The sequence below is a fragment of the Halopseudomonas pelagia genome, assembly GCF_009497895.1.
GTDB classification, from domain to species: Bacteria; Pseudomonadota; Gammaproteobacteria; order Pseudomonadales; family Pseudomonadaceae; genus Halopseudomonas; species Halopseudomonas pelagia_A.
In genome coordinates, this window is record NZ_CP033116.1 from 879,983 (window position 1) to 906,870 (window position 26,888).

The 26,888-nt window shown below is 55.2% G+C and carries 21 protein-coding genes and 1 pseudogene; 2 read left to right on the forward strand and 20 right to left on the reverse strand.

Annotation, left to right across the window (positions count from 1 at the left end; genetic code table 11):
* Positions 1-3: 3 nt before the first annotated feature.
* The 17 genes from EAO82_RS04190 to rfaH form a co-directional block, all read right to left on the reverse strand.
* Positions 4-966 carry a phosphoribosyltransferase family protein gene (locus EAO82_RS04190; protein WP_096345971.1) on the reverse strand — a complete coding sequence of 321 codons (963 nt, stop codon included), beginning with the start codon at positions 964-966 and terminating at the stop codon, positions 4-6.
* 55 nt (positions 967-1,021) lie between these two features.
* The gene (locus EAO82_RS04195) at positions 1,022-2,458 is read right to left on the reverse strand and encodes a mannose-1-phosphate guanylyltransferase/mannose-6-phosphate isomerase (RefSeq protein WP_096345972.1); all 1,437 of its coding nucleotides are present in this window, start codon (positions 2,456-2,458) and stop codon (positions 1,022-1,024) included.
* Positions 2,459-2,493: 35 nt separating this feature from the next.
* Positions 2,494-3,270, reverse strand: coding sequence for a WecB/TagA/CpsF family glycosyltransferase (locus tag EAO82_RS04200; RefSeq protein WP_231703278.1), 777 nt, complete (start codon positions 3,268-3,270; stop codon positions 2,494-2,496).
* Positions 3,263-4,036, reverse strand: coding sequence for a glycosyltransferase (locus EAO82_RS04205; RefSeq protein WP_096345973.1), 774 nt, complete (start codon positions 4,034-4,036; stop codon positions 3,263-3,265). The genes EAO82_RS04200 and EAO82_RS04205 overlap by 8 nt, the downstream gene beginning before the upstream one ends.
* Complete coding sequence (locus tag EAO82_RS04210; protein ID WP_096345974.1) at positions 4,008-5,294, reverse strand: hypothetical protein; 1,287 nt, start codon at positions 5,292-5,294, stop codon at positions 4,008-4,010. Before EAO82_RS04210 ends, EAO82_RS04205 begins: the two co-directional genes overlap by 29 nt.
* A 26-nt stretch (positions 5,295-5,320) precedes the next feature.
* Positions 5,321-5,797, reverse strand: coding sequence for a GDP-mannose mannosyl hydrolase (locus EAO82_RS04215; RefSeq protein WP_096345975.1), 477 nt, complete (start codon positions 5,795-5,797; stop codon positions 5,321-5,323).
* Positions 5,798-5,799: 2 nt separating this feature from the next.
* Positions 5,800-6,777 carry a GDP-L-fucose synthase family protein gene (locus EAO82_RS04220; RefSeq protein ID WP_096345976.1) on the reverse strand — a complete coding sequence of 326 codons (978 nt, stop codon included), beginning with the start codon at positions 6,775-6,777 and terminating at the stop codon, positions 5,800-5,802.
* Positions 6,778-6,779: 2 nt separating this feature from the next.
* A complete protein-coding gene (gene gmd / locus EAO82_RS04225) occupies positions 6,780-7,904 on the reverse strand; it encodes a GDP-mannose 4,6-dehydratase (protein WP_096345977.1) in 1,125 nt (374 codons plus the stop codon).
* Between the two features lie 59 nt (positions 7,905-7,963).
* On the reverse strand, positions 7,964-9,121 hold the full coding sequence (locus EAO82_RS04230; protein ID WP_096345978.1) for a glycosyl transferase family 2: 1,158 nt from the start codon (positions 9,119-9,121) through the stop codon (positions 7,964-7,966).
* 57 nt (positions 9,122-9,178) lie between these two features.
* The gene (locus EAO82_RS04235; RefSeq protein WP_231703279.1) at positions 9,179-10,483 is read right to left on the reverse strand and encodes a lipopolysaccharide biosynthesis protein; all 1,305 of its coding nucleotides are present in this window, start codon (positions 10,481-10,483) and stop codon (positions 9,179-9,181) included.
* A gap of 73 nt (positions 10,484-10,556) precedes the next feature.
* Positions 10,557-11,903: a UDP-glucose dehydrogenase family protein gene (locus tag EAO82_RS04240; RefSeq protein ID WP_096345980.1), complete on the reverse strand. Its 1,347-nt coding sequence runs from the start codon at positions 11,901-11,903 to the stop codon at positions 10,557-10,559.
* A gap of 77 nt (positions 11,904-11,980) precedes the next feature.
* The gene (locus EAO82_RS04245; RefSeq protein WP_096345981.1) at positions 11,981-13,375 is read right to left on the reverse strand and encodes an undecaprenyl-phosphate glucose phosphotransferase; all 1,395 of its coding nucleotides are present in this window, start codon (positions 13,373-13,375) and stop codon (positions 11,981-11,983) included.
* A gap of 169 nt (positions 13,376-13,544) precedes the next feature.
* The gene (locus EAO82_RS04250; protein WP_096345982.1) at positions 13,545-14,276 is read right to left on the reverse strand and encodes a tyrosine-protein phosphatase; all 732 of its coding nucleotides are present in this window, start codon (positions 14,274-14,276) and stop codon (positions 13,545-13,547) included.
* Positions 14,277-14,318: 42 nt separating this feature from the next.
* Positions 14,319-16,544 (reverse strand): GumC family protein, encoded by a 2,226-nt coding sequence (locus tag EAO82_RS04255; RefSeq protein WP_096345983.1) that lies wholly within the window; start codon positions 16,542-16,544, stop codon positions 14,319-14,321.
* A 2-nt stretch (positions 16,545-16,546) separates the two neighbouring features.
* Positions 16,547-17,077: a polysaccharide biosynthesis/export family protein gene (locus EAO82_RS04260; protein ID WP_096345984.1), complete on the reverse strand. Its 531-nt coding sequence runs from the start codon at positions 17,075-17,077 to the stop codon at positions 16,547-16,549.
* Positions 17,078-17,169: 92 nt separating this feature from the next.
* On the reverse strand, positions 17,170-18,324 hold the full coding sequence (locus EAO82_RS04265) for an outer membrane beta-barrel protein (protein ID WP_096345985.1): 1,155 nt from the start codon (positions 18,322-18,324) through the stop codon (positions 17,170-17,172).
* Positions 18,325-18,955: 631 nt separating this feature from the next.
* The gene (gene rfaH / locus EAO82_RS04270) at positions 18,956-19,459 is read right to left on the reverse strand and encodes a transcription/translation regulatory transformer protein RfaH (protein WP_096345986.1); all 504 of its coding nucleotides are present in this window, start codon (positions 19,457-19,459) and stop codon (positions 18,956-18,958) included.
* 414 nt (positions 19,460-19,873) lie between these two features.
* Here rfaH and lldD point away from each other — a divergent pair, with 414 nt between their 5' ends.
* Positions 19,874-21,043, forward strand: coding sequence for an FMN-dependent L-lactate dehydrogenase LldD (gene lldD, locus EAO82_RS04275; RefSeq protein WP_096345987.1), 1,170 nt, complete (start codon positions 19,874-19,876; stop codon positions 21,041-21,043).
* A gap of 871 nt (positions 21,044-21,914) precedes the next feature.
* On the opposite strand, the pseudogene EAO82_RS04280 reads toward lldD, so the two are convergent.
* From EAO82_RS04280 to EAO82_RS04290, 3 genes and pseudogenes are all read right to left on the reverse strand, one after another.
* A pseudogene (locus tag EAO82_RS04280) lies at positions 21,915-23,344 on the reverse strand (IS1182 family transposase).
* Positions 23,345-23,577: 233 nt separating this feature from the next.
* Positions 23,578-24,948 carry an IS1182-like element ISCfr1 family transposase gene (locus EAO82_RS04285; RefSeq protein WP_096348549.1) on the reverse strand — a complete coding sequence of 457 codons (1,371 nt, stop codon included), beginning with the start codon at positions 24,946-24,948 and terminating at the stop codon, positions 23,578-23,580.
* A 111-nt stretch (positions 24,949-25,059) separates the two neighbouring features.
* Positions 25,060-25,974 carry a LysR family transcriptional regulator gene (locus EAO82_RS04290; protein ID WP_096348550.1) on the reverse strand — a complete coding sequence of 305 codons (915 nt, stop codon included), beginning with the start codon at positions 25,972-25,974 and terminating at the stop codon, positions 25,060-25,062.
* 150 nt (positions 25,975-26,124) lie between these two features.
* Between EAO82_RS04290 and EAO82_RS04295 the strand changes: the two genes are divergently transcribed.
* A complete protein-coding gene (locus tag EAO82_RS04295) occupies positions 26,125-26,868 on the forward strand; it encodes an SDR family oxidoreductase (protein WP_031633346.1) in 744 nt (247 codons plus the stop codon).
* The last annotated feature ends 20 nt before the right edge of the window (positions 26,869-26,888 follow it).

Below are 26,888 nucleotides of genomic sequence, written 5' to 3' on the forward strand. Positions count from 1 at the left end.
TCGCTAGGCAGGTAACCTGGCGAAAAGCCGGCGCACCTGTTCTCTAATTTTTCTTTTCAGCGACTGGCCCTTGCGCAGTGTGACGTATTTTAAAGCTGACACACTGAAGCCAGGCACATACATTTCGTTGGTGGCGGTGCAGTACACCGGTTTGTTCGACAGGCGCATGATCTCCCTTGCCTGGTGCTCCTCGCTCTCGATAAAGAGTATCGCCTGCAGCTGCTCCTTATAAATGCGCGCCTTGAACGTGTGATGCATATTCAAACGGCGCCGCTCCTCGGCAGACGGTAGGTCCAACATATGCAGCTTGCCGTAGGAAACGCCATGCTTTTTCAGCCAGGCCTCGGTTTCCGGGCGGTATTTTTCCAACCTGCTGGTGACCAGGTGCGCTACTTGCACCGAAGGTAGATAGAGCGGTCTGGCGGATGCCAGGAACTGCCGGTAAAGCAGTCCGTCGTCGTTCTCGTCGAGCGTAGGGTCTACGCAGAGTACGCCGTCGATATCCAGACAAGCTCGAGTGATATAGTGGTGGTGCATGATATTCCACTCGAATACCCGCGGTTGCTCGACGGTATCCAGATGGACGTCCACTTCGGAGGTATTATGCTGCTGAGCGAAGGCGACCATGGTCACCACTGCGCCGGGATACACTTCCTTCACCTTGGTCACAGCTTCGCGCATGGAATTGCCGGTGGCGATGCTGTCATCTACCAATAGTATTTGCTGGGCGTTCTGGGGCTTTTCCAGTGCGTCATGTTTGTAGGTGCGGGTGCTGCCGTGCTTGAGATCATCATTGCGTAGAAAGGCGTACAGGTCGGTTAGCGGCAGATTCAGCTTTAACGATATCAGGCTGGCCACCAGCATTCCGCTGCGCGGTATACCAACAATCAGATCTATACCTTGCGGAAGTTTGCCGGCATTTTTGCTGATTAGCGTTGATAGGTCGCCTACACTTCTATAATTCATGTGAGCCTCCTTGCTATTCAGATGGTAGAGGGGCTGTGGCGCCCCTGCGAAATATTTAGGCTACGGACGCCTTTTCGTTGTTTGACACTCGACCATAGTTGTCAGCGAAGCGAACTATATCGTCCTCGCCCAGATAGGAGCCTGACTGGACCTCAATCAACTCTAGCGGAATAATGCCGGGGTTCTCAAGCGAATGGACCTGACCAATGGGAATGTAGGTGGATTGGTTTTCAGTCACCATATAGGTTTCGTCGCCGTTGGTGACACGCGCAGTGCCGCTTACAACGACCCAATGTTCGGCGCGGTGATGGTGCATCTGGACAGAGAGTTTGGCGCCTGGCTTCACGGTAATGCGCTTGACCTGATAACGCTGACCGTTGTCGATTGAATCATAGACGCCCCATGGGCGATAAACTTCTCGATGATTGAGGTGCTCGCCACGGCCATCGAGTTTCAACTGGTCGACGATACGTTTGACTTCCTGCGCCTGGCTGCGATGGGCGACAAGAACAGCGTCCTTGGTTTCCACAATCACCAGGTCTTCGAGGCCAACAGTGGCCACCAGCCGATGGTCTGCATGCACATAGTTGTTACGCGAATCGTGGCTAATCACGTCGCCCTTGAGTACGTTGCCGCTGCTGTCCTTGTCGCTTACGTCCCACAGCGCTGACCAGGAGCCGATGTCACTCCAGCCTGCATCCAGGGGCACCATAATGGCGTCCGTAGTGCGCTCCATTACCGCATAATCGATCGAGTCGGATGGGCATGCCATGAAGGCGGCCTTATCTACCCGGGTAAAATGCATATCTTGTTCACATTGGGCAACAGCGCTGCGACAGGCTTCAAGAATGTCTGGGCGAAATTTACCCAGCTCTTCCAGGTAACGGCTGGCGCGAAACATGAACATGCCACTGTTCCAGAAGAAATCACCCGAGCTTATGTAGTCTTTGGCCGTTTCGATGTCCGGTTTTTCTACAAAACGCTGAACCTTATAGCCGCCGGTCTCACCGTCAGAGGCACCTTTCTGGATATATCCGTAACCGGTTTCCGGATGCGTAGGGACCACGCCAAAGTTAACCAGTTTGCCGGCTTCGGCATAGGGCAGGGCGCTGTTGATGCTGTGATGAAAAGCGTCCTGATCTTCAACCAGATGGTCGGCAGCGAGAATCAACAGAACTGGATCATTACCGCCTTCGCAGGCCTGCAGTGCCGCCAGCGCAACAGCGGGTGCGGTGTTGCGGCCAGCCGGTTCGAGCAGGATCTGCGCTCCTTCCATGCCCAATTTGCGCAGTTGTTCTGCGGCAAGGAAGCGGTGCTCTTCGTTACATATCAACCGTGGCAGATCAGTGTTCAGGCCGCTCAGTCGAGCGATGGTCGATTGCAGCATGGACATGCTGGGGTCCGCCAAGGGCAGAAACTGCTTGGGATTGAGTTGGCGTGACAGCGGCCAGAGCCTGGACCCAGTGCCACCCGACATAATAATGGGGATCATGTGTGTACTCCGTGAAAAATCGAATCGGTTGCAGGCTAGGTTCTGAGGTGTCTTATGAGTATGGGGATAAAACGACGCGCATCGTGTGCATAGCGGCGAAGCAGCCGCTTGGGTTCGGCGCAGATGCGATGGAGCCACTCCAGGCTCAGGTTCTGCACCCACTCCGGTGCGCGCTTGACGCTGCCTGCCAGGAAGTTGAGAGAACCACCAACGCAGAGCCCTAGCCCCTTGGCCTGGCCCGTCGCGAATATGCGAGCGGCAATAATTTCCTGCGTCGGACAGCCCAAGGCAAGAACGACGAGGTTGGCCGGATGGGCAACAACGAAGTCGATACAGCGACTTACCGCCATTTCGTCCTTGATAAAGCCCATCGGCGGATAATCATGGTGGAAAGTGATGCCTGGATACTTGGCACGCAGCAGAGCCACATTGTTCGCCTCACAACCTACTACCGTGATGGTCCAGTGGCGTTCAGCCGCAATATTCATCAGGTCAGCCGTCAGCGTACTGCCCGGGATGGCTTCTTCGAGCTTGACGCCGAGCAACCTGAGTATTGGCAGTAATACTCGACTGTCGCAGATGCGATAACTGGCCGTAGCATAGGCTTCGGTCAGCCTTTGGTCGTGTTCCAGTTGGACAATATGGTTGATGTTGGGAGTGACGATATAGCTGAACGGCTGCTGGCAGGCTGGAAGTATCCTGGTCAGTAATTGCTCCTTGGAACCGGTGTAGAAATCGATATCAAAAGCCTTCATGGCGATCCCCGTATCAACAGGCAGGCCTGATTCCCGCTTAGCGTTGAGTTCAGGCAAAGCGTTTCTCCAGCGTGGCCCGGAGAATTTTGCTGTGCGTATGCAGATAGTGTAGGCCATAAAGTCCGTACGCTTTTGGGGCATTGAGCTTCAGGTATTGCATGCGGATATCCACATCCTCTTTCAGCGCTGCGAAGCGCCGGCGCTGGGAGACGCCCGTGGTATCGAAGATGCACAGTGGTGTGCGCAAGTGCAGTATTTCGGTGTTTTTATCCAGCTCCTTCACGAACTCGATGATCATGCAATAGTCGGCCGACAGCTTGTAATTCTGGCGGAAGCGGATCTTGCTCAAATGCGCATTTTCGAAGTACATGGCCTGGTGGCAGGACGGCATGCCGAGAAAGATCTTGTTGATAGGCTTGCCATAGGCCGCAGTCAGCTTGCCTTCGGCGTTCTCTAGATAGTAATCACCGTAAATATACTTCGGTACAACGCTAGCCCGCTCCGCGGCCAGCGCCACCTTCTCCAGCGAGTTCTCATCGTAGAATTGGTCGCCACTGTTCATGAACAACGTATAGCCGGGGGTTTCTGTCGCTCTGATCAAGCCTTTGTTCATGGCGTCGTAAATGCCTTTATCGGCTTCCGAGGTGATCTCTGCCAACGGCTCGTTCAGTTCGGCAAGCCACTGCGCACTGCCGTCGGTGGAAGCTCCGTCCATCACGATCCAGCGAAAATTGCGGTACTTTTGACGAACGATGCTCTCGTAGGTTTTCTGCAAACCCGCCAGATTGTTCCAGTTAATAGTGACGACGCTGAAGTTGGTCATGGTGAGCCCAATTGATTGGTGGCGATACAGGGGTACGACCCTGCTCGCGAGCAGGGTTTCTTACCTTGGCGAAATAGACAAAACAGGCGGTGGCGATACCCAGGGTAGCGCCGCCATACATGAGCGCGTTGGAGAGCAGCATGTTGAGCATGCCGAACCAGAAGGTCAGTTGAAAGGCGAGGAGTAGCGGCCCCTTGTGTTTGCACTGACGCATGATCCACAGGTAGCCGCCATAGAAAATCAACGCGACTAAAGGCGTCAGGAAGCCGAAACGGTGATACACACCCACGATGCCCACGTCAGACAGGTAGAAATGCGGCCCGTACATGCCGGAAAATCCGCCATTCCATTGCAACGACAGGGCACCCAGGCCAACGTAGTAGTTGTCCCGTACGGCTTGCATGATCACCGCCACGGTATTGTCGCGGACGCCCGGACCACTGGTCGCTTCAAACAGCAGGGCATTGAACCGCTCGTACTGTTCTACGTAGAACTCGGGTACCAGGAAGAAGGAAAAAATCAGTACTGCCGATGCCAGGGAGCCTAGTTTTAGCAGCGAACCAATGCGGTTGCGGAAAACCCACAACGCCGCCAGCGACCAGATGATCATGGTCTGGCGGGTCTGGATAACGAGCCAGAGGTAGGCAGCGAAGAATAATAGCAGGCCCACCCGTGCAATAGAGACTCGGTCCCGCATGCGGTATAGCAGCATGAACACGGCAATCGATACATAGCTTGAGCCAATCATGAAACGGTTGGGTCTTAGCGTTTCGACGAAGTCCTTCTCATCTACGTGAAAAGAAATATTGGTGTTTTCCGGAATGATGCCAAAGTAATACAGAAAGCCCACCACCCCACAGAGTACGGCAGAATACAAAAAGAAGTTTTCCAGGTGCTTCTGAGTCGGAGCGGTCTTGATCAGCAGGTACAGGGTGGGAAAGAACGACAGATAAAGCAGGCTGCGGCGCTCTTCCAGCAAGCCGTAAATGATCGGCTGGCCATAATTGAGATTGGCCAGAATGGCTGATGCCAACGGCAGTACCCCGCCTAAAAACAGAATCCACAAGCTGGATTTGGATTGGTAAACGCGTTTCCACATGAACAGCAACATTCCCGCCGCTATTACCATGCCGAACAGGTACATCTCCCGCATGAATGGGAGCCCAGCTTTCTTGTCATCTGTCAGGAAGAAAATACCCGAGTTCAGCAGAATCAGGATAAAAAGCAGGTTCCTGTAAGCGAGCAGTTGTTTGAACAAGGCAATTGTTCCCTCTAGCGGATTGTTCAGATCGACGTACAAGCGTCGAGATAGACTTTTGAATTCAAATGAACCTGATCGGACGTTGCCATGTCGTTTCTCTGCCACCAGCGATACAGCCTGTGCTGGTCAGGCGGCGGGCTGAGAGTATCTTCGGCACTCAGCGTGATCTGATACGCGATCACAACGTAGTGCGTGCTGGGTGCGTCGCCGCCCTGACCGAATACGCTGTCATGATAAAAATGCTCATAAACGCCCAGCATGTCGGCCTGCTGCCGAACAAATACACGGCCCAGCTCGTCTTCGGTAAGGCGCTGGAAGGCCTGGTCCAGGCTTTCGTTCTTGTAGATACGCCCGCCCGGCACAAACCAGGTGCCTTGTGCCGGACGATTGAGGCGTTGTCCGAGCAGGACGGCGCCATCGCTGTTGCTCACCAGCAAATCGATCGATACCAGCGGCGTGCTGGCCACCACGGTTTTGAAACTGTCGGCGTCAAGGAACACTGCTAGCTCCGGGCTTCGTTCATGTGCTCGACAAACCAGCTGTAGGCATCGCGAAGCCCGTCTTCCAGCCCGATACTGGCGCTCCAGCCCAACGACGCCAGACGCGATACATCCATCAGCTTGCGTGGCGCGCCATCGGGTTTGCTCGGATCAAAGCCTAGCCAGCCTTCGAAGCCGGTCACTTTGGCAATGGTCTGGGCCAGCTCGGCAATGGTGCAATCCTCACCGGTACCGACGTTGATATGCGACAGCATGGGCTGGGTATGCTCCTGATAGGTAGGCGTATCCAAGTTCATGACATGCACGCTGGCTGCGGCCATGTCATCCACATGCAGAAATTCGCGCATGGGCTCCCCACTGCCCCAGATGATGACTTCCTGATCACCGCGCAACGTGGCCTCGTGGAAGCGCCGCAGCAATGCGGGAATCACGTGGCTGTTTTCCGGATGGTAGTTATCGCCAGGGCCATACAAATTGGTTGGCATCACGCTTCGATAGTCGCGCTGGTACTGGCGGTTATAGCTCTCGCACAGCTTGATGCCGGCAATTTTCGCCAGCGCATAAGGCTCATTGGTGGGCTCCAGAGTACCGGTCAGCAGGGCCTCTTCGCGCATCGGCTGCTCTGCCAGCTTGGGATAAATACACGATGAGCCGAGAAACAGCAGTTTCTGTACATCGTTGGCATGGGCGGCCTGGATGATATTGGCCTGGATCATCAGGTTTTGATAGATGAACTCTGCCGGGTAGACGTTGTTGGCGTGAATGCCACCGACCTTGGCAGCGGCCAGATAGACCTGATCAATGGCCTGCTCGGCGAAGAACGCGTTCACTTCAGCCTGATCCAGCAGGTTCAGAGACTGGCGGTCGCGGACAATGATGTTGTCATAGCCCAACGCAGTCAGGCGTCTGACGATGGCTGAGCCGACCATACCTCGATGGCCAGCGACGAAAACGCGCTGATGGCGTGTCTTCTCGGTCATGCTCAGCTCTCCACGGTCAAGGGAACGTCGTGACCATGCTCTTTCAGCAGCGCATGGCGACGGGCGACCTTGAGATCTTCACGGACCATTTCAGCGCACATCTCCTGCACGGTGACTTCCGGCACCCAGCCCAATTTCGACTTGGCCTTGGAGGGATCACCGAGCAGGGTTTCTACCTCGGCAGGGCGGAAGTAACGCGGGTCGACCTGAATCAGCACGTCGCCCACCTTGACCGCCGGAGCCTGGTCGCCAACAACCTTGTCGACGATGCCTTTTTCATCCACGCCAGTGCCTTCAAAGCGCAACGTGATGCCCAGCTCGGCGGCGGACCAGCTAATGAATTCGCGTACCGAATACTGCACGCCGGTAGCGATGACGAAGTCTTCAGGCTGCTCCTGCTGCATCATCATCCACTGCATGCGCACGTAGTCTTTCGCATGCCCCCAGTCACGCAGGGAGTCGATATTACCCATGTACAGGCATGTCTCCAGGCCCTGGGCAATATTGGCCAGACCGCGGGTTATCTTGCGCGTGACGAAGGTCTCACCGCGGCGCGGCGACTCATGGTTGAACAGAATACCGTTGCAGGCGTACATGCCGTAGGCCTCGCGGTAGTTCACGGTAATCCAGTAGGCGTAGAGCTTGGCGACGGCGTAGGGCGAACGCGGGTAGAAAGGCGTAGTTTCCTTCTGTGGGCTTTCCTGGACCAGGCCATACAGCTCGGAAGTGGAGGCCTGATAGAAGCGGGTTTTCTTTTCCAGCCCGAGCAGGCGAATGGCCTCAAGGATACGCAGTGTACCCATAGCGTCCACGTCGGCGGTGTATTCCGGCGACTCGAAGCTGACCGCAACGTGTGACTGGGCTCCCAGGTTGTACACCTCATCAGGCTGCACCTGTTGAATGATGCGCGTCAGGTTGGAGGAGTCGCTCAGGTCGCCGTAATGCAGCACAAAATTCTGATTTTCGACATGCGGGTCTTGGTAAATGTGGTCCACCCGTTGCGTATTGAACAAGGACGCACGGCGCTTGATGCCATGCACTTCATAGCCTTTTTCCAACAGCAGTTCCGCCAGATAGGAACCATCTTGCCCGGTGATGCCGGTGATAAGTGCTTTTTTGCGTTCCATTGATTTTCTGTGCTCCGAATATCGATTTGAAAGAGTTGATACCTGACAGCCGCAGTTAATCAGCGGGATCCAAAGCGGCTGACGACTAACTGAACCCGTTCCAGCAGGCCGGACAAAATGATCCGCGGGGAGGGGAATTTGTAGAAAAATCGGTACATGCCGTATTCGGCTTCTGCAGACGAGGCGTAACTGGTAGCGCTTGATGGCTCAATCAGGCTGATACCCTCGCCCTCGACGTTGTGCATCACGCTTAGCTCCATAGGTTTCATGGATAAGCTGAAGTTGTGCAGGCCTTGCCTGTTGCTGCGAGCTAGCTGCAGCCCGTCAGTGTGGTGTTTGCAGCCATACAAATTAACCGTGAAGTCATAATCGGCCAACAGCGGATTCTGCATCTTGATACTGGCCGGAGAGATTTCGCAGAAGGCGTCGTAGATGGCCAGGCTGGCGCCCAGCGACACAAACTGGTGGGTCATGCTGCGCTGTTGGACCGGCACCTGGAAGCGCGATGAGGCGATATTGAAGTGCTGGCCCGGATCGCCAAAATTGGTCGTTAATGACCGGTACGGATACACGAAAAACTTGTTCCGCGAGATGATGTAGGCGTTGTACAGCTTCAACCAGGAGGAGTCCGGCCAACTGAGAATGTCTGCTGGAATATTCGCAATATTAGTAATGTCCGTTCCATGCTCCTGCATCCATTGGCGAAAGCCCCGCCATTGCCGGCGAGACCAGGCCTGACCCCAGGAAGCAGCCAGCTGCATGAAATAGACATCGGCATCGCCATTGTCCACCGGCATAAACGGCAGATTAGCGGTTTGATTGAATTGCTGGCTGTACAGGCTGATGCCGGCAATCGCCTGATCGTCCGCGTAAAAGTCCAGAGCCGCGCTGGTGTACTGATAGAAGAAGGGGGAGACGAACAAATCATCTTCCAATACCAGCACGTCGCCGTATTCTTCGGTCAGATCGCCACAGCTCAAGACGTGATTGCGCAGGCCCAGCCGAGTTTCGTGCGCGATGATACGTTTGTCGCCGTGTGGCCAATCAAAGGCTTTCGCTACCTCCAGAGGCTCGAGCATGCCGGAGTTATCCAGGCTGATGATCAAACGGACATTGCCTGCCGGAAAGTGTGCATTGCGCAGGGAGCCCAGCAATCGCGACAGACTGGCAGGGCGGTTATAGCCGATCACAATGATCGTGGGTAGGGATTGCGTCATGAAGTTAATAAACCGAAGGAGGACAAGAAAACGGGTTGCGCGAATGTGGGTGTCATGTCAGCTCCGAGGTGTCAGGCGCTTGTGCCATTTGCGAGCTTCGTAGAGCACGATAAAAATCAAGCTGGTGTAAATGAAGATGCTGGCCATCGCGAAGGCGATTACAGTGCCTAGTGCGTCCTGTAACCAGAGCGCCCCGATAAACAGCGAGCTGACGCGCATGATCGTACTGATCACCTCGATAGCCAGATAGCGGCGCTGCAGTCGCAGGGCCGGTGCTGCAACAGTGCAGGGCCGGCTGATGAATACCGCATATTCTGACAGCGCCAGCCACCGTGCGAATTCGCCAGCGATCGCCCATTCGGTGCCAAAGACAAAAGAGAATAGCCAGGGGCCGAAAAAGAATACGGTGGCGAACGGCACCAGACCTACCGCCGCCAGGCCGATAAAGGCTTTGAGCAGCATGCCGGTGATTGCCTGCTCCTCCTGAATGGCTTTCGCCAGCTTGGGGTAGTAAACATCGGCCACCGATTTGCCGATCAGGTGGGTGGGCATGCTCAGGGTTTGCTTGCAAATAGCGAAAAACCCAGCGGCTGAAGCACCAAAATAGGCGGCCAGAACCAAAGTCGGCAAATTCTGCGAGACAGCATTGATCAACATCTGCGGTGCCCGGTAAATCGGGAAGTCGCTGTAGCGGCCAGCTACGCCAAGAATCGTGGACACTTCAGTCGGTTGATCTTCGGGATGCTTGCGACCGATCGCCTTGTCGCGGCGGATGCCGAAAAACAACATGCCCGCATGCAGCAAGGGTCCGAGCGCGGTAGTGATCACCAGCATGGCGGCGGAAGCGTGTATCAGACCGGCAGTGCTGCGGCCGATATTGTGAATAATGGAGTGGGCTACGGCGACCCGGGCCGTGACCTTGAAACGCTGTTTGCGGATCAACCATTGCTGGGCAGTTTCCAGAGCCGCGCCACAGAACATCGCCAGCGGCAGCAACATCAGGAATGGCGTGATGGCTTCTACGCCCATCAGCGCAACCAGTTGCCCGCCGAAAAAATGCAGTAGTACGGCGCTCAACGCGGCTACGCCTATCGCCAGGATAATCGACAGCTTGACCAGGTTGCGCCCTTCATCATCGCGGCTGGGTAGCACGATAGACATCGGATAGGTCAGGGCTGCGACCGGCACGGTCATCGCCACCAATCCGAGAAACACGCCCAACACCCCATAGTTTTCCGGACCATACAGGCGCGTGATGATGGGCATGAAAGCCATCGCGACCATCTGTGCCCCGGCAGTGCCGGACACCACCGTGAGTATATTGCGCAGCAACTTGCTTTTTGTGAGCTCACGAATACCCATGCTCACCCTGCTGCGACGCAGATGATCATCTTCACCAGACTGGGAGGCAACGGCGCTAGCGGAGAGGGGCGGATCAGGCATTGATCGGCATACGGCCAATGCCGTAATAGGTAAAACCCTCACGCTTGATCTGGACAGGGTCGTACTGATTACGCCCATCGACGATCAAGGGATGGTTGAGCAGCTTCTTCAAGGCCTTGAAATCAGGCCGGCGGAAAGGCTTCCATTCAGTGACAAGCACGAGCGCGTCTGCATCGATGGCGGCTTCGTACTGACCTTCGACGATAGTGAGTTTCTGTTCATTGAACCATTGCTCGGGAAACTCCCGGCGCGCGGAGTCAGCGGCGATCGGGTCGTACGCTTTCACCTTTGCACCGGCATTGATCAGGCTGTTGATCAGCACCACGCTGGGTGCCTCACGCATATCGTCGGTGCCCGGTTTGAAGGCCAGCCCCCAGACGGCGAAGGTCTTGCCGCTCAACTCGCCGTCAAAATGCGTCATCAGCTTGTTATACAGCGACTGTTTTTGCACGGCATTGCGGTCTTCAACCGCTTGCAGCAGCTTGGGCTCGTAATCATTTTGATGGGCGATACTGATCAGCGCTTTCACATCCTTGGGAAAGCACGAGCCGCCATAGCCACATCCGGCGTAGATGAAGTGGTAGCCGATGCGCTGGTCAGAACCAATACCCAGGCGGACGTGCTCAATGTCCACGTCCAGGCGTTCACACAGACCAGCGATTTCATTCATGAAGGAAATCTTGGTGGCGAGCATTGCGTTGGCTGCGTACTTGGTCATTTCCGCATCGCGCACGCCCATGAACATCATCCGTGGGCGGTTGCGAATAAAAGGCGCATAGAGCTCGGTCATCACCTGGCGAGCGTTCTCGCTTTCGGTACCGACAATGATGCGATCCGGGTGCATGAAATCATTGACCGCAGAGCCTTCCTTGAGAAATTCGGGGTTGGATACCACGTCAAAACTCAGGTCCAGGCCGCGCTGCTTGAGCTGCTCACTGATAGTGGCCTGTACCAGGTCCGCGGTGCCTACCGGCACTGTGGACTTGTTGATCACAACCGATGGCCGGGTGATCAGGCTGCCGATCTGCCTGGCCACTTCCACCACATACTGCAGATCCGCCGAGCCGTCTTCGCCGGGCGGGGTACCGACTGCGATGAAGAATACGTTGGAATGCTCAATGCTGTCTTTCAGCGTGGTGGTGAAATGCAACCTGTCGGCGGCATGGTTTTCTGTCACCAGGGTATCGAGCTCCGGCTCATAGATCGGCAGAATGCCTTTCTTGAGGTTCTCGATCTTTTTCGGGTCGGTATCAACGCAGTAAACAGTGTTACCCATTTCGGCGATACAGGCCCCGGTAACCAGCCCTACATAGCCGGTTCCAATGACAGTAATGTCCATGAATTAATCCTTGTCTGAAAGTAAAAGCATTTGCAGATCACAGGGTCGGCGCAGAGGCCTCCCGTGCATCTCAATAGTTAGTACACGTCTCGTGAGAACAACGCGAAGGGCGTGCGGAACAGGATCTTGATGTCCAGCCAGAGCGACCAGCTATTGATATAGGCCAGGTCTTGCTCTACCCGCTGTTGCATCTTTTCGATGGTTTCCGTTTCGCCGCGGTGGCCGTTAACTTGCGCCAAACCGGTAATGCCGGGCTTGATGCGGTGACGCGCCATATAGGCAAGGATCTTGTCGCTGTAGTAATCGTTATGCGTGACTGCGTGGGGGCGAGGTCCGACCAGAGACATTTCACCGCGTAGCACGTTGAATAGTTGCGGCAGTTCGTCGATCGAGGTTTTGCGCAAAATGCGTCCTGCTGGCGTCACGCGGGGATCTTCGCGGGTGGCCTGCTTCACCACGGTGTCATCCTCATGCATGCGCATGGAGCGGAACTTCATCACATGGATGACTTCGCCATTCCAACCGTGGCGCGGCTGAAGGAACAGGACAGGCCCGGGCGACGAACGTTTCACTGCAATGGCTGCGGCTAGAAAAACCGGGCTGAGCGCCAGGATGGCGAGCATGGCTATCGCCCGGTCCATCAAGTCCTTGGTGAACACTGCTGCGGGGTGCGAGCTGAAAGGCGTTTCATTCAGATAAATTGCCGGCAGTTGCTCGATCTCGGAAATCGACTGGTTGAGGAGCGGCATGCCGCCAAAATCGGGGATCCATACAACGTCCACGCTCAGATCAAGCAGTGTCAGGTAGAGCGCTTCGATCGACGGGACTTCGTTCAGGCTTAGCGCGATGTAAACGCGCTTGATGTTATGTTTCTCGACCTGCTCACGCAGCGTGCTCAAGTCGCCCAGCACAGGGAATCGGGGGTCTGCGGTTTCGGTATCGGGTTGCGAGGATAGCATGCCCAGCAGCGGCACTCGGCCAGAAGCGGCGAGTCGCTTGGCCAGATCATAGGCGGTAGCACCCGTGCCGAGGATCGCGGACGTGCGGCCCACACGCAGTTTGCTGGAATGCAGGTTGGCGAAGTAGCGCATAGGCAGGTAGGCCACCGCTTGCACCACAAAGCCTAGCGTCGCCCACTTGAGCAGAATGCGGGGCGAGAACAAGTCGCTGCTGTTACTAAGGTGGGCGATCACAAACAGCCCGCTCAGCAAGGTCGCCCAGCCAATCAGCAGGTGGCCGAGCCCGGCAAAATAGCCATGCCGCTTATGATAGACATGCGCCAGCATATAAGCCGGAACTGAAGCAAATACCGTGACGACGATCAGCATACGGTACTGGGTGGAAACCATGCCGAACTGATCGATGGCTAGATAGCAAAGTAAAATGCTGACCAGTGAAACAGCACAAAACCACTGCACCCAAAAAGTCAGACCGTGTCGGTTGACAGCCGGGTTGTTTCGTTTCGCGATCATTATAAAACTCCTTCAAACGTAAATTGCTGTCGCCTGAGGTCCGTGCTCTGCCTGTCGTGCTTATGCGGCGGCGCAAATAGTCAATCATTCCAACATGTTGAATTACGGCTGATCGACCGGGCGGGGAAGCCCTGAGCCGTCAGCGAAAAGTGGCGCCGGTCTGGCGCACCTAGGGTCTAACGAAATGGTGTTCTGCAATCAGCCATGGCGTATCAACAACCAGCCGCCGCGCAGTCCTCTCACCGAGAATCTCCATGGCCACCTCAAGGCCAGGCTGCATATCCGGTGGCCTGTGCACCAGGTTGTGTGCATCGCTGGCTAAAATGGTCACCACGCCCTGCTTGATCAAATCCAGGGCTAGATCTTGCGCAGGCTCACCAAATGAGCCTGCCACCGACCCGGCGGTCAGTTGCACCAGGCAGCCCTGCTGGATGAAAGGTCGCAGCCGCGCTGGTTGTTGCATAAAACCTTTATTGCGCTCCGGATGAACGATCATGGGCATGACTCCTCGGCTCAGCAGCCAACGCGTCATCTGCTCGGCACCGAACGGAATGCCACCGTGCGGAAACTCCAGAAGCATGACTCTGCGACCTTTCCAACGCCCTACGAAGGGAATGCTGCCTTCGCTTATCATGCTCATCAGTTCACTGCCGAAACGTACTTCAGCGGCGTAACTGACCCGAACTTTGATGCCCGCCTCTGAGATCGCCGCGGCAAATTGGCGGCAGACATTGCGGATAATGGCTGCGCTGTTGTCGTAACGTCCGGGATGGATATGCGGCGTACAGACCATGTGGGTGATGCCGCTAGACTCTGCAGTTCTGGCCATTTCCAGTGCAGTCTGCATGTCCTCCGGGCCATCATCGATGCCCGGTAGCAAGTGACAGTGCAGGTCAATCATGGTGTTTGCTCAGATAGCAATCCGGCCGCCGCAGGGTGCTAATCAAGCCTTCCCAGCGCTGTAGCCGTAGTGGTCGACGTAGCCGCTGTAATCGCCTTTCTTCGCGGCCTTTTTCACGTCTACCTGATTCAGTACCACGCCGACGATGGAGGCACCGCTTTGCAACAATTGGCCCACGCCACGCTGCGCCATGGGAATGGAGGTGCTTTCTGACTTGATTACGTAGACCACCGATGTGGCCAAAGTCGAGGTCAGAATCGGGTCGCTGACAGCTTGCGTTGGCGGTGAGTCAATGATGATGTGGTCGTAATGCTCCTTGGCTTTTTCCAGTAGTTCTGCAAAACGCGGGGAGGCGAGCAACTCCAGCGGATTAGGCGGCACCGCGCCGGCAGTCATCATATCGAGATTTTCAGATACCTTCTGTATGCAGTCCTGAGCCTTGGCGGTACCGGAAATCAGGTTTGCCAGCCCCGGAGTCCCGACAGGAAAGTCGAAGTTGCGCGCCAGAGTCGGACGGCGTAAATCTGCGTCAATCAGCAGTACTGATTTCAGCTGGCTCAAGGAGAACGCCAGGTTCGCCGCCAGCGCGCTCTTGCCCTCGCCAGGTACCGACGAAGTGATCACCATGACTTTCTGCGAGCGCGTCATATCGGCGAGCATGACCCCAGTACGGATAGTTCTCACCGCCTCGCAGAACTGGTGCTCTTCGTTTCTCTCGAACAGATGATGCATATGCTTCTGATGCTTTTTTGCCATCAGCGGCATAATCCCCAATACGGGTAGGTTCAATTGTCCCTCGACATCTTCGGTGCTCTTGAAGGTGTTGTTGAGGACCTCGGAAATCAGCGCAATTACGACTCCGGCAATCAGCGATAGCACCACGGCAATAATCAGTAGCAGTTTCTTGTTTGGCGCGGCAGGCTCAGCAGGTGGAATGGCCCGATCGACGATACGCGCATTGGTGCTGGCCAGATCTTGCGTGGCGGTGGTTTCCTGTAGACGGGTCATGAAGGTTTCATAGAGTGCACGGTTGCTCTCCACGTCTCGAGTCAACTCCCGGACCTTGAACTCCTTGCCGGAAATGTCCTGAATCTGTTCCTTGTTCTGATTGAACGAAGCGCGCAGGGAGTTCTCGTTGGCCAGAGCCAGTTGATAATTGCGTTCAATGCCCGCAACCACTTGCTCGACCTGGCTACGCAGGCTGGCCGTGGCAGCGGCCAGGTCCGAGCGTGCTGACTGCATGGCAGGGAAACGTTCACCGTACCGGCCTGACAGCTCATCAACCTTGGCTTGGGCGCGAGCCTGCTCGGCTTTGAATTGTTGAATCAGCGGATGCCCGAGCACCGCAGGCACACTGGCCATCCGTTCCCAGCCCTGGGAGCTCATCGACTGCACCTGGCGATACTGACTTTCTGCCTCGGCGCGTTGACTGCGAGCGTCAATCATTCGGTCGCCGATCATGCCCAACTCATTGGCGCTGATGGTCGCAACGCCGTCAATATCTACCAGACCTTCCTGTTCGCGATACGCCTGCAGCCGGTTTTCGGCTTCTTTGAGGCTGCCGCGTAACTCTTCAAGACGGCTGTTCATCCATGTGGTCGCTTTGACCGACATGTCCATCTGCGCCTCGAGCTGACTCTCGATGTAACTGTCTGCAATGGCGTTGGCTGCCAGAGCTGCAGTAAATCGATCGGTCATGTCAAAGGCGATCCGTACCAGTTGGCTTTTGCCTTCGACGCTGACGGAGGTACGCTCCATAAAGCGGCTCGTGGCGAAATCCAGGATTTCTTCTTCGGTAAGGATTTGTTCTATCGAATCGGGATCTTCCCCGAACACGGCAATTTTGGCGCGGTTGATCAGCGGCTTGATATTAATCAACGGTTGCGGCTGTTGGCGTGGGTCAAAGGTCGGGTGCTGGGTCAAGTTGAGCTTCTCTACCACCCTTTCCGCAACGTCACGGCTGGTAATCAAGCCCAACTGTGTTTGCATGTATTCACCGAGCAGGCCGGTAGAGTCATAAACCTGCTGGAAGGCTACCAACTGGTTGCCCTTCGCCTCGATCATCACTGTAGTGCTGGCGCGGTAAACTGGTTGCACCTGCGACAACGCCAGCGCGGCTAGCAAGGTCACCAAAGCCACCAGCGCAAAGATGCTCCACTTTGCCGACCAGATGGCATGCCATTTCTTTTTCAGGTCGATAAAGTCCGCATCATCATCTGATGGGGCCAGCGGGTACCATTGTTTTTCCGGGCGAAGGGGGCTGTTCATGCTTAGAAGAATCCCTGGTCGATAGTGATGGTGTCGCCTGGTTTGACGATGGTATCCAGAGCGGCTTTTTCAATAGTTCGGCTTTCGTCACCACCACGGATTACCGTGATTCGTCGCTTTGATGCCCGTTCAGTCAGGCCCCCCGCCAGCGCAATGGCGCGATCTAGAGTCAGACCTGGCTGAAAAGGGTAGCCCCCGGGTTCATTCACTTCGCCACTGATGTAGAACTCGCGATAGTTGATGACACTGACGGACACGCGCGGGTCGACGATATAGCCGTCCTGCAGCCCCTTGACGATCATGTCTTCGATTTCCCGAGGCGTTTTGTCCAGCGCATTGACCTCGCCAATAAAGGGGTAGGAGAAGGTGCCTGCGTCGTTCAAGCGGATTTCCTCGAAGCTCAGGTCGGGCTCCCCATAAACGTTGATACGAACCACATCGCCGGAGCTCAGGCGATATTGGGTCTGCGCCTGGGCCTGAAAAACGAAGCCAAGCAGTAGTACGACGGCTATCTTCAAAATGTGCATAGGCATAAAAGGTTTCTCCACGACTGCGCAACAGCTCTGCAGCGATATCGTCCTGGTTATTAGAGTGGGCCGACGGTCATCGGCCTTGGGGTAGTGGTTTACAAACTGAGTTCGACGATCAGCAGATAGAGGTTGCGTTTGTAGTCGTTTTCACTGGTATTCGAGTCATTATCGACCCTGCGATAGCCGAGCTTGAAATCGGCCCAACGGTCGTACGTATACACAACTGCAGCGCCGAATGCGGTCCGGTCATCCTCTCTGTCGACCGCCTTGTACTCGCGATCAAGAATCTGATATTCCAGCTCGGTTGAGATCCAGGGGCTCCAGATGTGATCCCAGCTAAGCAGCGTGTTTATGTCCTGCACTGTGCTGGCGCCATCATCTCCTTCATCGAAGGCGCGGCGAGTGGTGATACCGAAGGTGGAATAGGTGCGAGGGTTCCAGGTCAAGCCAACATCCCACATGGGACTGGTGTAATCCGTGCGACTGGAATCGTCGAAATTCTTTTTCTCCGCACCAACTCTCAGCGTACCGGTCGTTTTCGCAGTGGCCTCCCATGTTCCGCCGACCAGAGCCGCGGTATTGACGCTACTGCGGTTATTCAGATCGGTGGTGTAGTCATGATCGGTGTAGCGCAGTTCCCCAAGTGTGCGGGTTTTTGGGGATATACGGTGATACCAGGTGGTGGTCAAACCCGCCGTGTCACGTTCCTGATCATCGTTGATGCCGCCGCTGTTCTGGAAGCGGCGCTGCTCGTAACGACCCAGCAGGTCGATCTGATTGCGCGCGGTCACTGCGCCGAAGGTGTAACCCAGCTCGCCGTTGGCTAACGAGTATTTATCGTTAACGCCATCGAGCGTGGTATCAGTCGTTTCTTCAATTCGGTGGTAGCCCAGCCCCGTTCTGAGTCGGTGCCGTGAGGTAAATTCCAGAATGCTTTTCAGTGTCAGGTGATGATTCGTATGGCTTGCGTCTGACTCGGAGTGGTAGGTCTCGCGGGTGGCGCGATACTCCAGTTGATGGCCAGTCTTGCTCCCCTCAGCCGTGAGCTGGAAGCTGGGCTCCAGAGTGGTCACCCAGGACGAGATCTCGTCCTCGTTATCCCCACGAAGGTTGTCATCGTAGCGCTCGCCCAGTAATAGGGTAGGCGTGAAGTCAAAGCCTGCCAAATCGATGCTCTGAGGCTCCACTGCAAGCGCATGAGCCGAAAAGCTGCCAGCAAGCATAGCCATGGTCAGTGTGGTTGTTCTCATAGAAATGAAGTCCTTGTCGAAAGATACAGCTGCAGTGAAAGGAAGAAGGTCTTCTTGCGACCCTCCGCCGGTATCTAAGGCGCTGACTTTGATGACAAATATGCTGCACTAGCGAGAGTTGCCAGCCCTCATCGTCTTCTGTCCGAGACCTGATGGATCTCGGATGGATGCACTAAGCAGTAATGTCCGAAACGTCAGCGATTTCTTTTCTGTTTTAAGCTTGGAGAACGATCACACCTTGGAGCCAGCCCTTGAAACAAGGTTGTCGCCATCTGTTTAGCAGGATGTGCGAGAGAACCTGTGCACAAATCTGATTCGTTTCTCATCATGGCGTGTCAGTTTGGTGCGTCAAATCTGACGATCATTCAGGCACGCTACCGCCCAAGACATGCTCCTGATGGGCAACTACTAGATAAATGTTGTGGTAGGCAGCACTAAATACATCAACAGAGGCTTACAGCGATCAAAAGGTTAATTCATCTGTGTGAATCTAACGTGACCGAAGCAATAAGCATGCCGTGTTGGGAGGCTACAAGCGTTATGAAATCTCTCAATACAATCTCATCGCATCCGACCTGCATGCCTCAAAATAGTTCAGCCCTGAAACAATTGCGTCTTAAAATGGCAATAATCAGTTTGATATGTGCTTGAGCGGTACCTTGACCAACTGCTGCCGATTTAAAACGTTAAGCAACAACATCACCCGCTGTTCGCCATCCATCGAAACGAAGACGGCATCCAGCTCTGCGTACGGGCCCACCTTGACGTGAATTCGGTCTCCGGGATTCAGCGCCTGTGCATTTTGAGCCGTGGCGCAGCGTTCACGCAGATGGGTAATGATGTCATCGCTCACTCGGCAAGGTGTCCCGCAGAACGCCACAATTCGGGTGACGCCCCGGGTGGATTGCAGCGAGGTCCAGCTATCTTCGGCCTTTACACGGACAAAGATATAACCGGGAAAAAGTGGCTGAACTTTCTGCTGAATGGAGCCGCGTTTCAGGGTTTGCATCTGGATGCTGGGGTTGAAGCACTCGAACCCTTGTCGGGTCAGGTGTTCACACGCGCGGGTATCTTGCCGGGGTTTGCACTGCAACAGGTACCAAGCGATTTCGGGCAATTCCATTTGCTTGCTCATAAGCCCTCCTGGCTCAGTGGTATCCGGTAGCGGTGTAATTCCATCGAGCCGAATAGTGATAACTCATAATTTGCAATAATAAAGCCCACTTTCATCATTGTATCCAGCGTTTCGACGATCGGCATGATCAAAGAGAAATATATGATCGGCTTTTAATAGCGAAGCCCTATTCCCACTGGGCTGAAGCCATTCTACGGTCTTCACAAGCCGGTTTTTTCTGGCCTCGTCTAGTCGATCAGTTAGCTTTATATGGACCTCTCTACCAGCCCGTTGTTCATCGCTTCATCAATTAGTCCTGTAATAAGCTACGCGTGCGATTGAGCCTCATACTTATTGAGAATTTCCCTGAGGGGGTAAAACTGGGCATGCTGGTGCTCGGTTGGCCTCCCTGCCAAGAACAAGGTATGAATTTCTATGATTATCTCTTCGCCTAATGACTATCGCGCTGCGGCCAAAAGCCGGTTACCGCGTTTCCTGTTTGACTATATCGATGGCGGTGCGAACGACGAACACACTCTGCGTCGCAACGTGTCGGACCTTGCAGATGTAGCGCTGCGTCAGCGGGTGCTGAAAAATGTTGAAGGCGTCAACCTCGAGACCCAGTTGTTTGATGAAATGCTGACCATGCCAGTGGCCCTGGCTCCAGTAGGGCTGACAGGTATGTTCGCCCGGCGTGGTGAGGTTCAAGCTGCACGAGCGGCGGCGGCCAAGGGCATACCCTTCACACTGTCTACGGTATCAGTTTGCCCTATCGCTGAGGTCGCCTCGGCGATCAATCGACCCATGTGGTTCCAGCTGTACGTGCTCAAGGACCGCGGCTTTATGAAGCATGCGCTGGAGCAGGCCAAGGCCGCGGGCGTCAAGACGCTGGTCTTCACGGTGGACATGCCTACTCCCGGCTCTCGCTATCGTGATGCGCATTCGGGAATGAGCGGTCAGTACTCCGCCATGCGCCGCATGTTTCAGGCGGCCATGCACCCACGCTGGGCCTGGGATGTGGGACTGCACGGTAAGCCACACGACCTGGGCAATATCTCCCTGTACCGCGAAAGCCCCACGGCGTTGGCCGACTATATTGGCTGGCTCGGCGCCAACTTCGATCCGTCCATTTCCTGGAAAGATCTGCAGTGGATACGCGATTTCTGGGAAGGTCCGATGATTATCAAAGGCATCCTCGATGCCGAAGACGCCAGAGAAGCTGTCCGCTTCGGCGCAGATGGCATTGTCGTCTCCAACCACGGCGGCCGCCAGCTCGATGGCGTTTTCTCCAGCACTCGGGCATTACCGCCCATAGCAGACGCAGTTAAAGGTCAGATCAAGATCCTGGTCGACTCCGGCATTCGCACCGGCCTAGATGTCGTGCGCATGATGGCCTTGGGCGCCGATTTCACCCTGCTCGGCCGCCCGTTCATTTACGCGCTGGCAACGGCTGGGGAGAGCGGGGTGGCCAACCTGCTGAACCTGATTGAAAAGGAAATGAAGGTCGCCATGGTCCTGACTGGCGCCAAATCGATCTCAGATATCACTGAGGAGATGCTGGTTAGAACGGCGCGGGAGCAGGGAGCTTACGTGGCAGGAGAGTGATATTGGCTAATAGCCTGGGGACAAATCTCAGGCAGAAAAAAGGCGTCCAAGGACGCCTTTTTTGATTTGGTGGGCCGGGGGGATTCGCACTCAACTGTTCGAATGTCCCGAATAATCATGCTCTCAGGCGTGCTTGCCGTTCGAGTTGGATTAGGTGGCGTCTCAGAATCTTGCTCGATTATATTAACCTTTCGGTCGCTGTCAAGTGATCGATATCCGCCAAAATCCTTGACCACGACGTCTTGCAACCACTTCTCTATGGCCTCGCGCTCTTCTTTGCTGAACGAGGCTACCCACGGAGTTTTCTGCGCTTGGTTCTCAGCTTTTATGCGCCCAGCTTCTTCGTAGGTTGCTGGTATTTTTTCTCGAATTTCTTCATCTCATCACCTGTGTGATGCAGGCAAAGCTCACTGGAGCGGGTTGAGTTATGCAACTGAGTGTAGCCAGTACTTAGGCATCGCGGAAACTTTAGTAAATGAGAGAAATCGCTTTCATAGGCGATCCTTGACCCAGCAACTGCATTTTGCGGTGAGTTTCTCGAAAAAGAGAAAACCAAGAGGTTTGCTGCACGGGTAGTGAGCGGGATGCTTTTAAACAGGGTTCCGCAAATCTCCCCCGGTGGCTCTGCTTTCTGAAAAGGGTCGCAAGTTCCGGCTGAAATGTGGGCAGATTTGGGGCGTGGGGCAAAGCGACTGAAATCGGCCCAGAGCGTGTAAAAACGCCAGAACGGATTTCCGTCACGGTCTATAGCGAGCCTTTCTCGAGCTGAGAACCTGATCAAGCTTATGACCACTGCGAATGGCGCATGAGACAATCCAGCAACGCCCTGGAGCCCTCTCAGAGGCAGCGTAGGTGAGTAAAGCCAGGGCTTTTACGCTGTCAGGGCCTCTAGCAAGCTGACGGTGCCTATGATTTTCATCACCCGTTTCAGGTTGTAGGCGAGCACATTCAGGCTCATCTCAGCACTCACCCCATTGAGCTTTCGCGTCAGGAAGTGCGACGCGCCCATCCATTGTTTGAGCGTCCCGAAGGGATGCTCAACGGTTCGTTTTCGAACCTTCATCATCTCGGGTGCTCTGCTGAGCCGGTGCTGCATTTCTTCCAGCACTGCTTCATGCTCCCAGCGCCGAATTCGCCGCTGCTTGCTCGGCGTGCACTGCGATTTCAATGCGCAGCTTTGGCAATTTGAGCTCCAGTACCGATGCAGTTTCATGCCTTTCTCAACGCTGGAGAAACGCCAAATCAAAGTCTCGCCAGCCGGACAAGTGTATGCGTTTGCCGCCGCGTCATAGATAAATGCGTCGTTGTTGAATCGCCCATCGGCTTTGGCTGCGGAGGTCATTGGCTTGGGTACATAGGTGACGATACCTGCGTCGTGACAAGCCAGGATTTCCTCGCTTTTGAAGTACCCACGGTCAGCTACCACCGACAGCTTTTCTGTTCCCATCGCCTCGCGGGCTTGCTTGGCCATAGGGCTGAGCTGGTCGCGGTCGGATCCGACGTTGGTCACTTCATGAGCGACGATTAAATGGTGCTTGGTATCGACAGCTGTCTGCACGTTGTAGCCAACGATTCCTGTCCCGCGGGTCATCATGGAACGAGCGTCTGGATCGGTCAGTGATACCTGTTTGTCCGGTGATTCATTGAGCTGAGCTTCGATTGACTGAAGCTCCTTCATTTGCACCTTCAACTTAGCGATTCTTTCTTCCAGGCGCATGACATTGGCGTCAGAGGCAGGACGATCCTGTTGATCGGCAGCATCGAGCGACGACAGGTACCGGCTAATACTCGCTTCTATTTCCTCCATCCGGCGCTTCAACTTGGCGCTGGTGAAATTGCGATCTCGGTTGTTGACCGCCTTGAATTTGCTGCCATCGATGGCGATCAGACTCTCGCCAAACAATCCCAATTGCTGGCACAGCAGAACGAACTGACGGCAGACGCCACGGATAGCCTTACCGTTGTCCTTCCGAAAATTAGCGATAGTCTTGAAATCAGGCATCAAACGTCCGGTCAGCCACATCAACTCCACGTTGCGCTGTGTTCCCGCTCAAGACGCCGGCTGGATTGAATCCGGTTGAGGTAACCGTAGATGTAGATCTTCAGCAGGATCGAGGGATGATAAGCAGGCCGACCAGTATCAGCGGGGATGGCACTTTCAAAACCCAGCTTCACTAGGTCGAGTTCGTCGACAAAGACATCGACCACTCGCACTGGATTGGTGTCGCTGACGTAGTCGTCGAGACTCTCTGGAAGTAAGGTGCTTTGGCCTCGATGCTCACCCTGAATGAAGCGCTTCATGGACGATCCTTGCGTTAGATCCTGAGAAAATCATAGCAAGGGTTTGAGACAGCGTTTTTACACACTCTGGGCCGATTCTGTTGAAAAAGTAGCCTCAGCGGCAGCCTGCCGATCAAGTGCGCCTGCTGTCGAAGTGGCTGCAAGCCACTTCAAGTTGCCTTCCGGCGTTTCACTGAGCGTCCTTGCTCAGGTTTAAGGGTTAATTTGAGGGTTTCTGCTCGTAGCAGGCGTACCTATCCCGTCAGCGGTGGCCCTTGAGGCAAAAGCTTGGCCATGCGGCGCAGGTTCTGCACCATCGCAGCCAAGCTGAATTCGTCAGTGGCACCCGTTAGGCCACGCAGTCGTAAACGGTCGAGTTTCATGATCCGTTTGAGGTGGGCGAAAAGCATCTCCACCTTCTTTCGTTCGCAGCGAGAGACGAGGTACTCCGGTGTCTTGGCGATGCGTCGAGCCACGTCGCGGGCAGCCTCATGGATGCTGCGGACGATCTTCCGATTCGGCGTGTTGGGGCAGCATTTTGCTTTCAACGGGCAGGTGGCGCAGTCGGTTTGGCTGGAGCGGTAAATGATTGTGTTGGCCTTGGTTACCCGCGATCTTTGCAGGGTAAAGGCGCGCCATTCACTGCGTAGCGGTTTGCCGGCTGGGCAGCGATATTCATTGGCGTCCTGATTCCAGTGGAAGTCGTTACTGGAGAGGCTGTCGTCCTTGCGCTCGGTCTTGTCCCACACCGGCACATGCGGTTCGATGTCCTTTTCTTCGACCATCCAGGCCAGCATAGGGGCGGTGCCATAAGCGGTATCGCCGATAAGGCGTTCCGGTGTGAGATCGAACTGCGCTTCGACACGCTCGACCATCGTCCTAGTCGAATCGACTTCGGCGGTACGGTGCGCCGGGGTAGCTTGCACGTCCATGATCACACCGTGCTCAGTGTCGATCAGGTAATTCGTGGAGTAGGCAAAAAAGGCCGGGCCACCTGGCGCTGCTGTCCAGCGGGATTGAGGATCTGTGAGCGAAATTTTCTTGGGAAGAGCCTCAGCCAGCGCCTCTTCATCAAGGGCTTCGAGGTACTCGCGCACTGCGCGGCTGCTGAGTTTTGGATCGTTCCAGTCGACCTCATCTCCCGCCACCCCACGTTGCCGGCTGGCATCCGCCTTGATGATGCTGGCGTCGACGGCGAAACCTTCACTCTTGACTAGGCCGGCTGCCATGCAACGCCGCAGCACCTCATTGAATAACCAGCGGAATAAATCGCTGTCACGAAAACGCCCATGGCGATTCTTCGAGAAGGTCGAGTGATTGGGGACTTCGTCTTCCAGACCCAGCCGGCAGAACCAGCGATAGGCCAGGTTCAGGTGCACCTCTTCGCACAATCGCCGCTCGGAACGAATGCCATAGCAGTAGCCGACGACCAGCATGCGCACCATCAACTCCGGGTCAATCGAGGGACGCCCGATGGGGCTATAGAAATCCGCTAGGTAGGCACGCAGATCACTGAGATCCAGGCACTGGTCGATGCTGCGCAGGAGATGTTGGGCCGGGACGTGATCTTCCAGGTTGAACGAGTAGAACAAGCGCTGCTGTCCTCCCGGTAACTGTCCCATCATGCTGTTCGCCCCCACGCTCGCTGACAACGCAATTTTGCCAACGGCATGGGAAGGCCGCTACTTTTTCAACAGAATCGGCCAAAAGCGGACGATTGCTGGCAGGTATTCAAGCTATGTCCCCAGGCCCTGGGGAAATAGCTTGGGGTTTGAGAAAGCCTGCTTAAGGTGGTCGTACACCAATCGCACCCGCTTCGATACAGGACCCTGCTGCGGGCGGTATATGAACAGATCCCATGGTGCTGGAGCGTGATCAGCCAAAACGGCAACCAGCTTTCCTGACCGCAGATGAGGCTCAGCCAGATAGGCAGGAATTTGGCCAAAACACATGCCTGCCAGGGTGGCTTCCAGTTCCGTATCTGGATCATCACAGATAAGCGCTGGCTGCCTGGGCGCGAACGTTTGCCCGTCGGCAAATAGCCAAGGCCAAGGGCGGCCATTTTTCCGGTCGATCAGGACTGAAAGTGGCAGCTTAGCTAAGGCATCCAAAGATTCAGGTGGTGTCTGTTGGCCTATGAGAGACGGGCACGCGACAACGTAAAACGGCACGGGAGCTAAGGCACGTGCAACGTAGCGCCGGTCGCGAATAACCCCCACCCGGATACCAATATCGATATGCGCTTCAACGGCATCAGTCATCTGATCTTCCAAGCGGAGATCGAATTGCAGGTCAGGATGTGCAGCGGCCAGGGGCTGAAGAAACGGTATTAGGAAGCGCCTGCCAATAGCATGTGGCGCCGTAATCCCCACCCTACCTGACAGCTCAGGCTCCGTCCTGTGCGACCGGAATAGCGTATCGAAATGATCCAGAGCTGACCTGGCATCTTTGGCGTAATCCTGACCGAAAGCAGTGATGCTCACCTGGCGGGTATTGCGGTGGAACAGTGATTCGCCAAGCTCAGCTTCCAGGGCTTGAATGGCTCGAGTCACCCCTTGTGGGGAGATGCCTAATCGAGTTGCCGCTTCGCGGAAGCTACCTGCCTCTGCTGCTGTGCAAAAAATCCTAACCATCTCCATGCGGTTAAGCATGTTGCCCCCCCCCCCCCCGTTTATTCCATTTTCAGGAATAGCATAATCCAATCATTTCCATTTATTGATATCAATCATGGGTCTAAAGTTTGCGCACTGCCAGGTTAACCAACCATGGCGAAGTATAAACCCGCCGACGAGGTTCTCAGCATGAGCAATAACATTTCTGGAAAAGTTGTCGTTATCACCGGTGCCAGTAGCGGCCTGGGTGAGGTTACTGCACGCCACCTTGCTGCGCTTGGCGCTCGCGTAGTGCTGGCTGCACGTCGCAAAGATAAACTCGACGCATTGGTGGCTGAGCTGACCAATGCAGGTGGTCAGGCAATCGCGTATCAGACCGATGTTACCTCTCAGGAAGAGGTCAAAACGCTCATTCAAGGTGCCGTGGACACCTACGGTCGCATTGATGTACTGATCAACAATGCCGGACTGATGGCGATTGCACCGCTCAGCGATACTCGCACTGACGAGTGGGATCGCATGATCGATATCAACATCAAGGGTCTGCTGTACGGAGTCGCGGCTGCATTGCCAGTCTTCCAGAAACAAAACAGTGGTCACTTCATCAACATCGCATCGGTTGCAGGCCTGAAGGTGTTCAGCCCAGGTGGCACCGTGTACAGCGGCACCAAGTTTGCTGTGCGGGCTATCTCCGAAGGACTGCGTCACGAAGTCGGTGGCAGCATCCGCACCACGACTATCGAACCGGGCGCCGTGGACTCCGAACTGAAATTCGGCAGCACCCACCAACAGAGCCGCGATTTCGTGGTGGACTTCTACAAGCATGCAATTCCCGCCGAATCGGTCGCTCGAGCTATCGCCTTCGCAATTGAGCAGCCTGCTGACGTGGATATTAACGAGATCGTTCTGCGCCCAACCGTGCAGGAATTCTAATGAGTTGAGGGCCTGTCTCT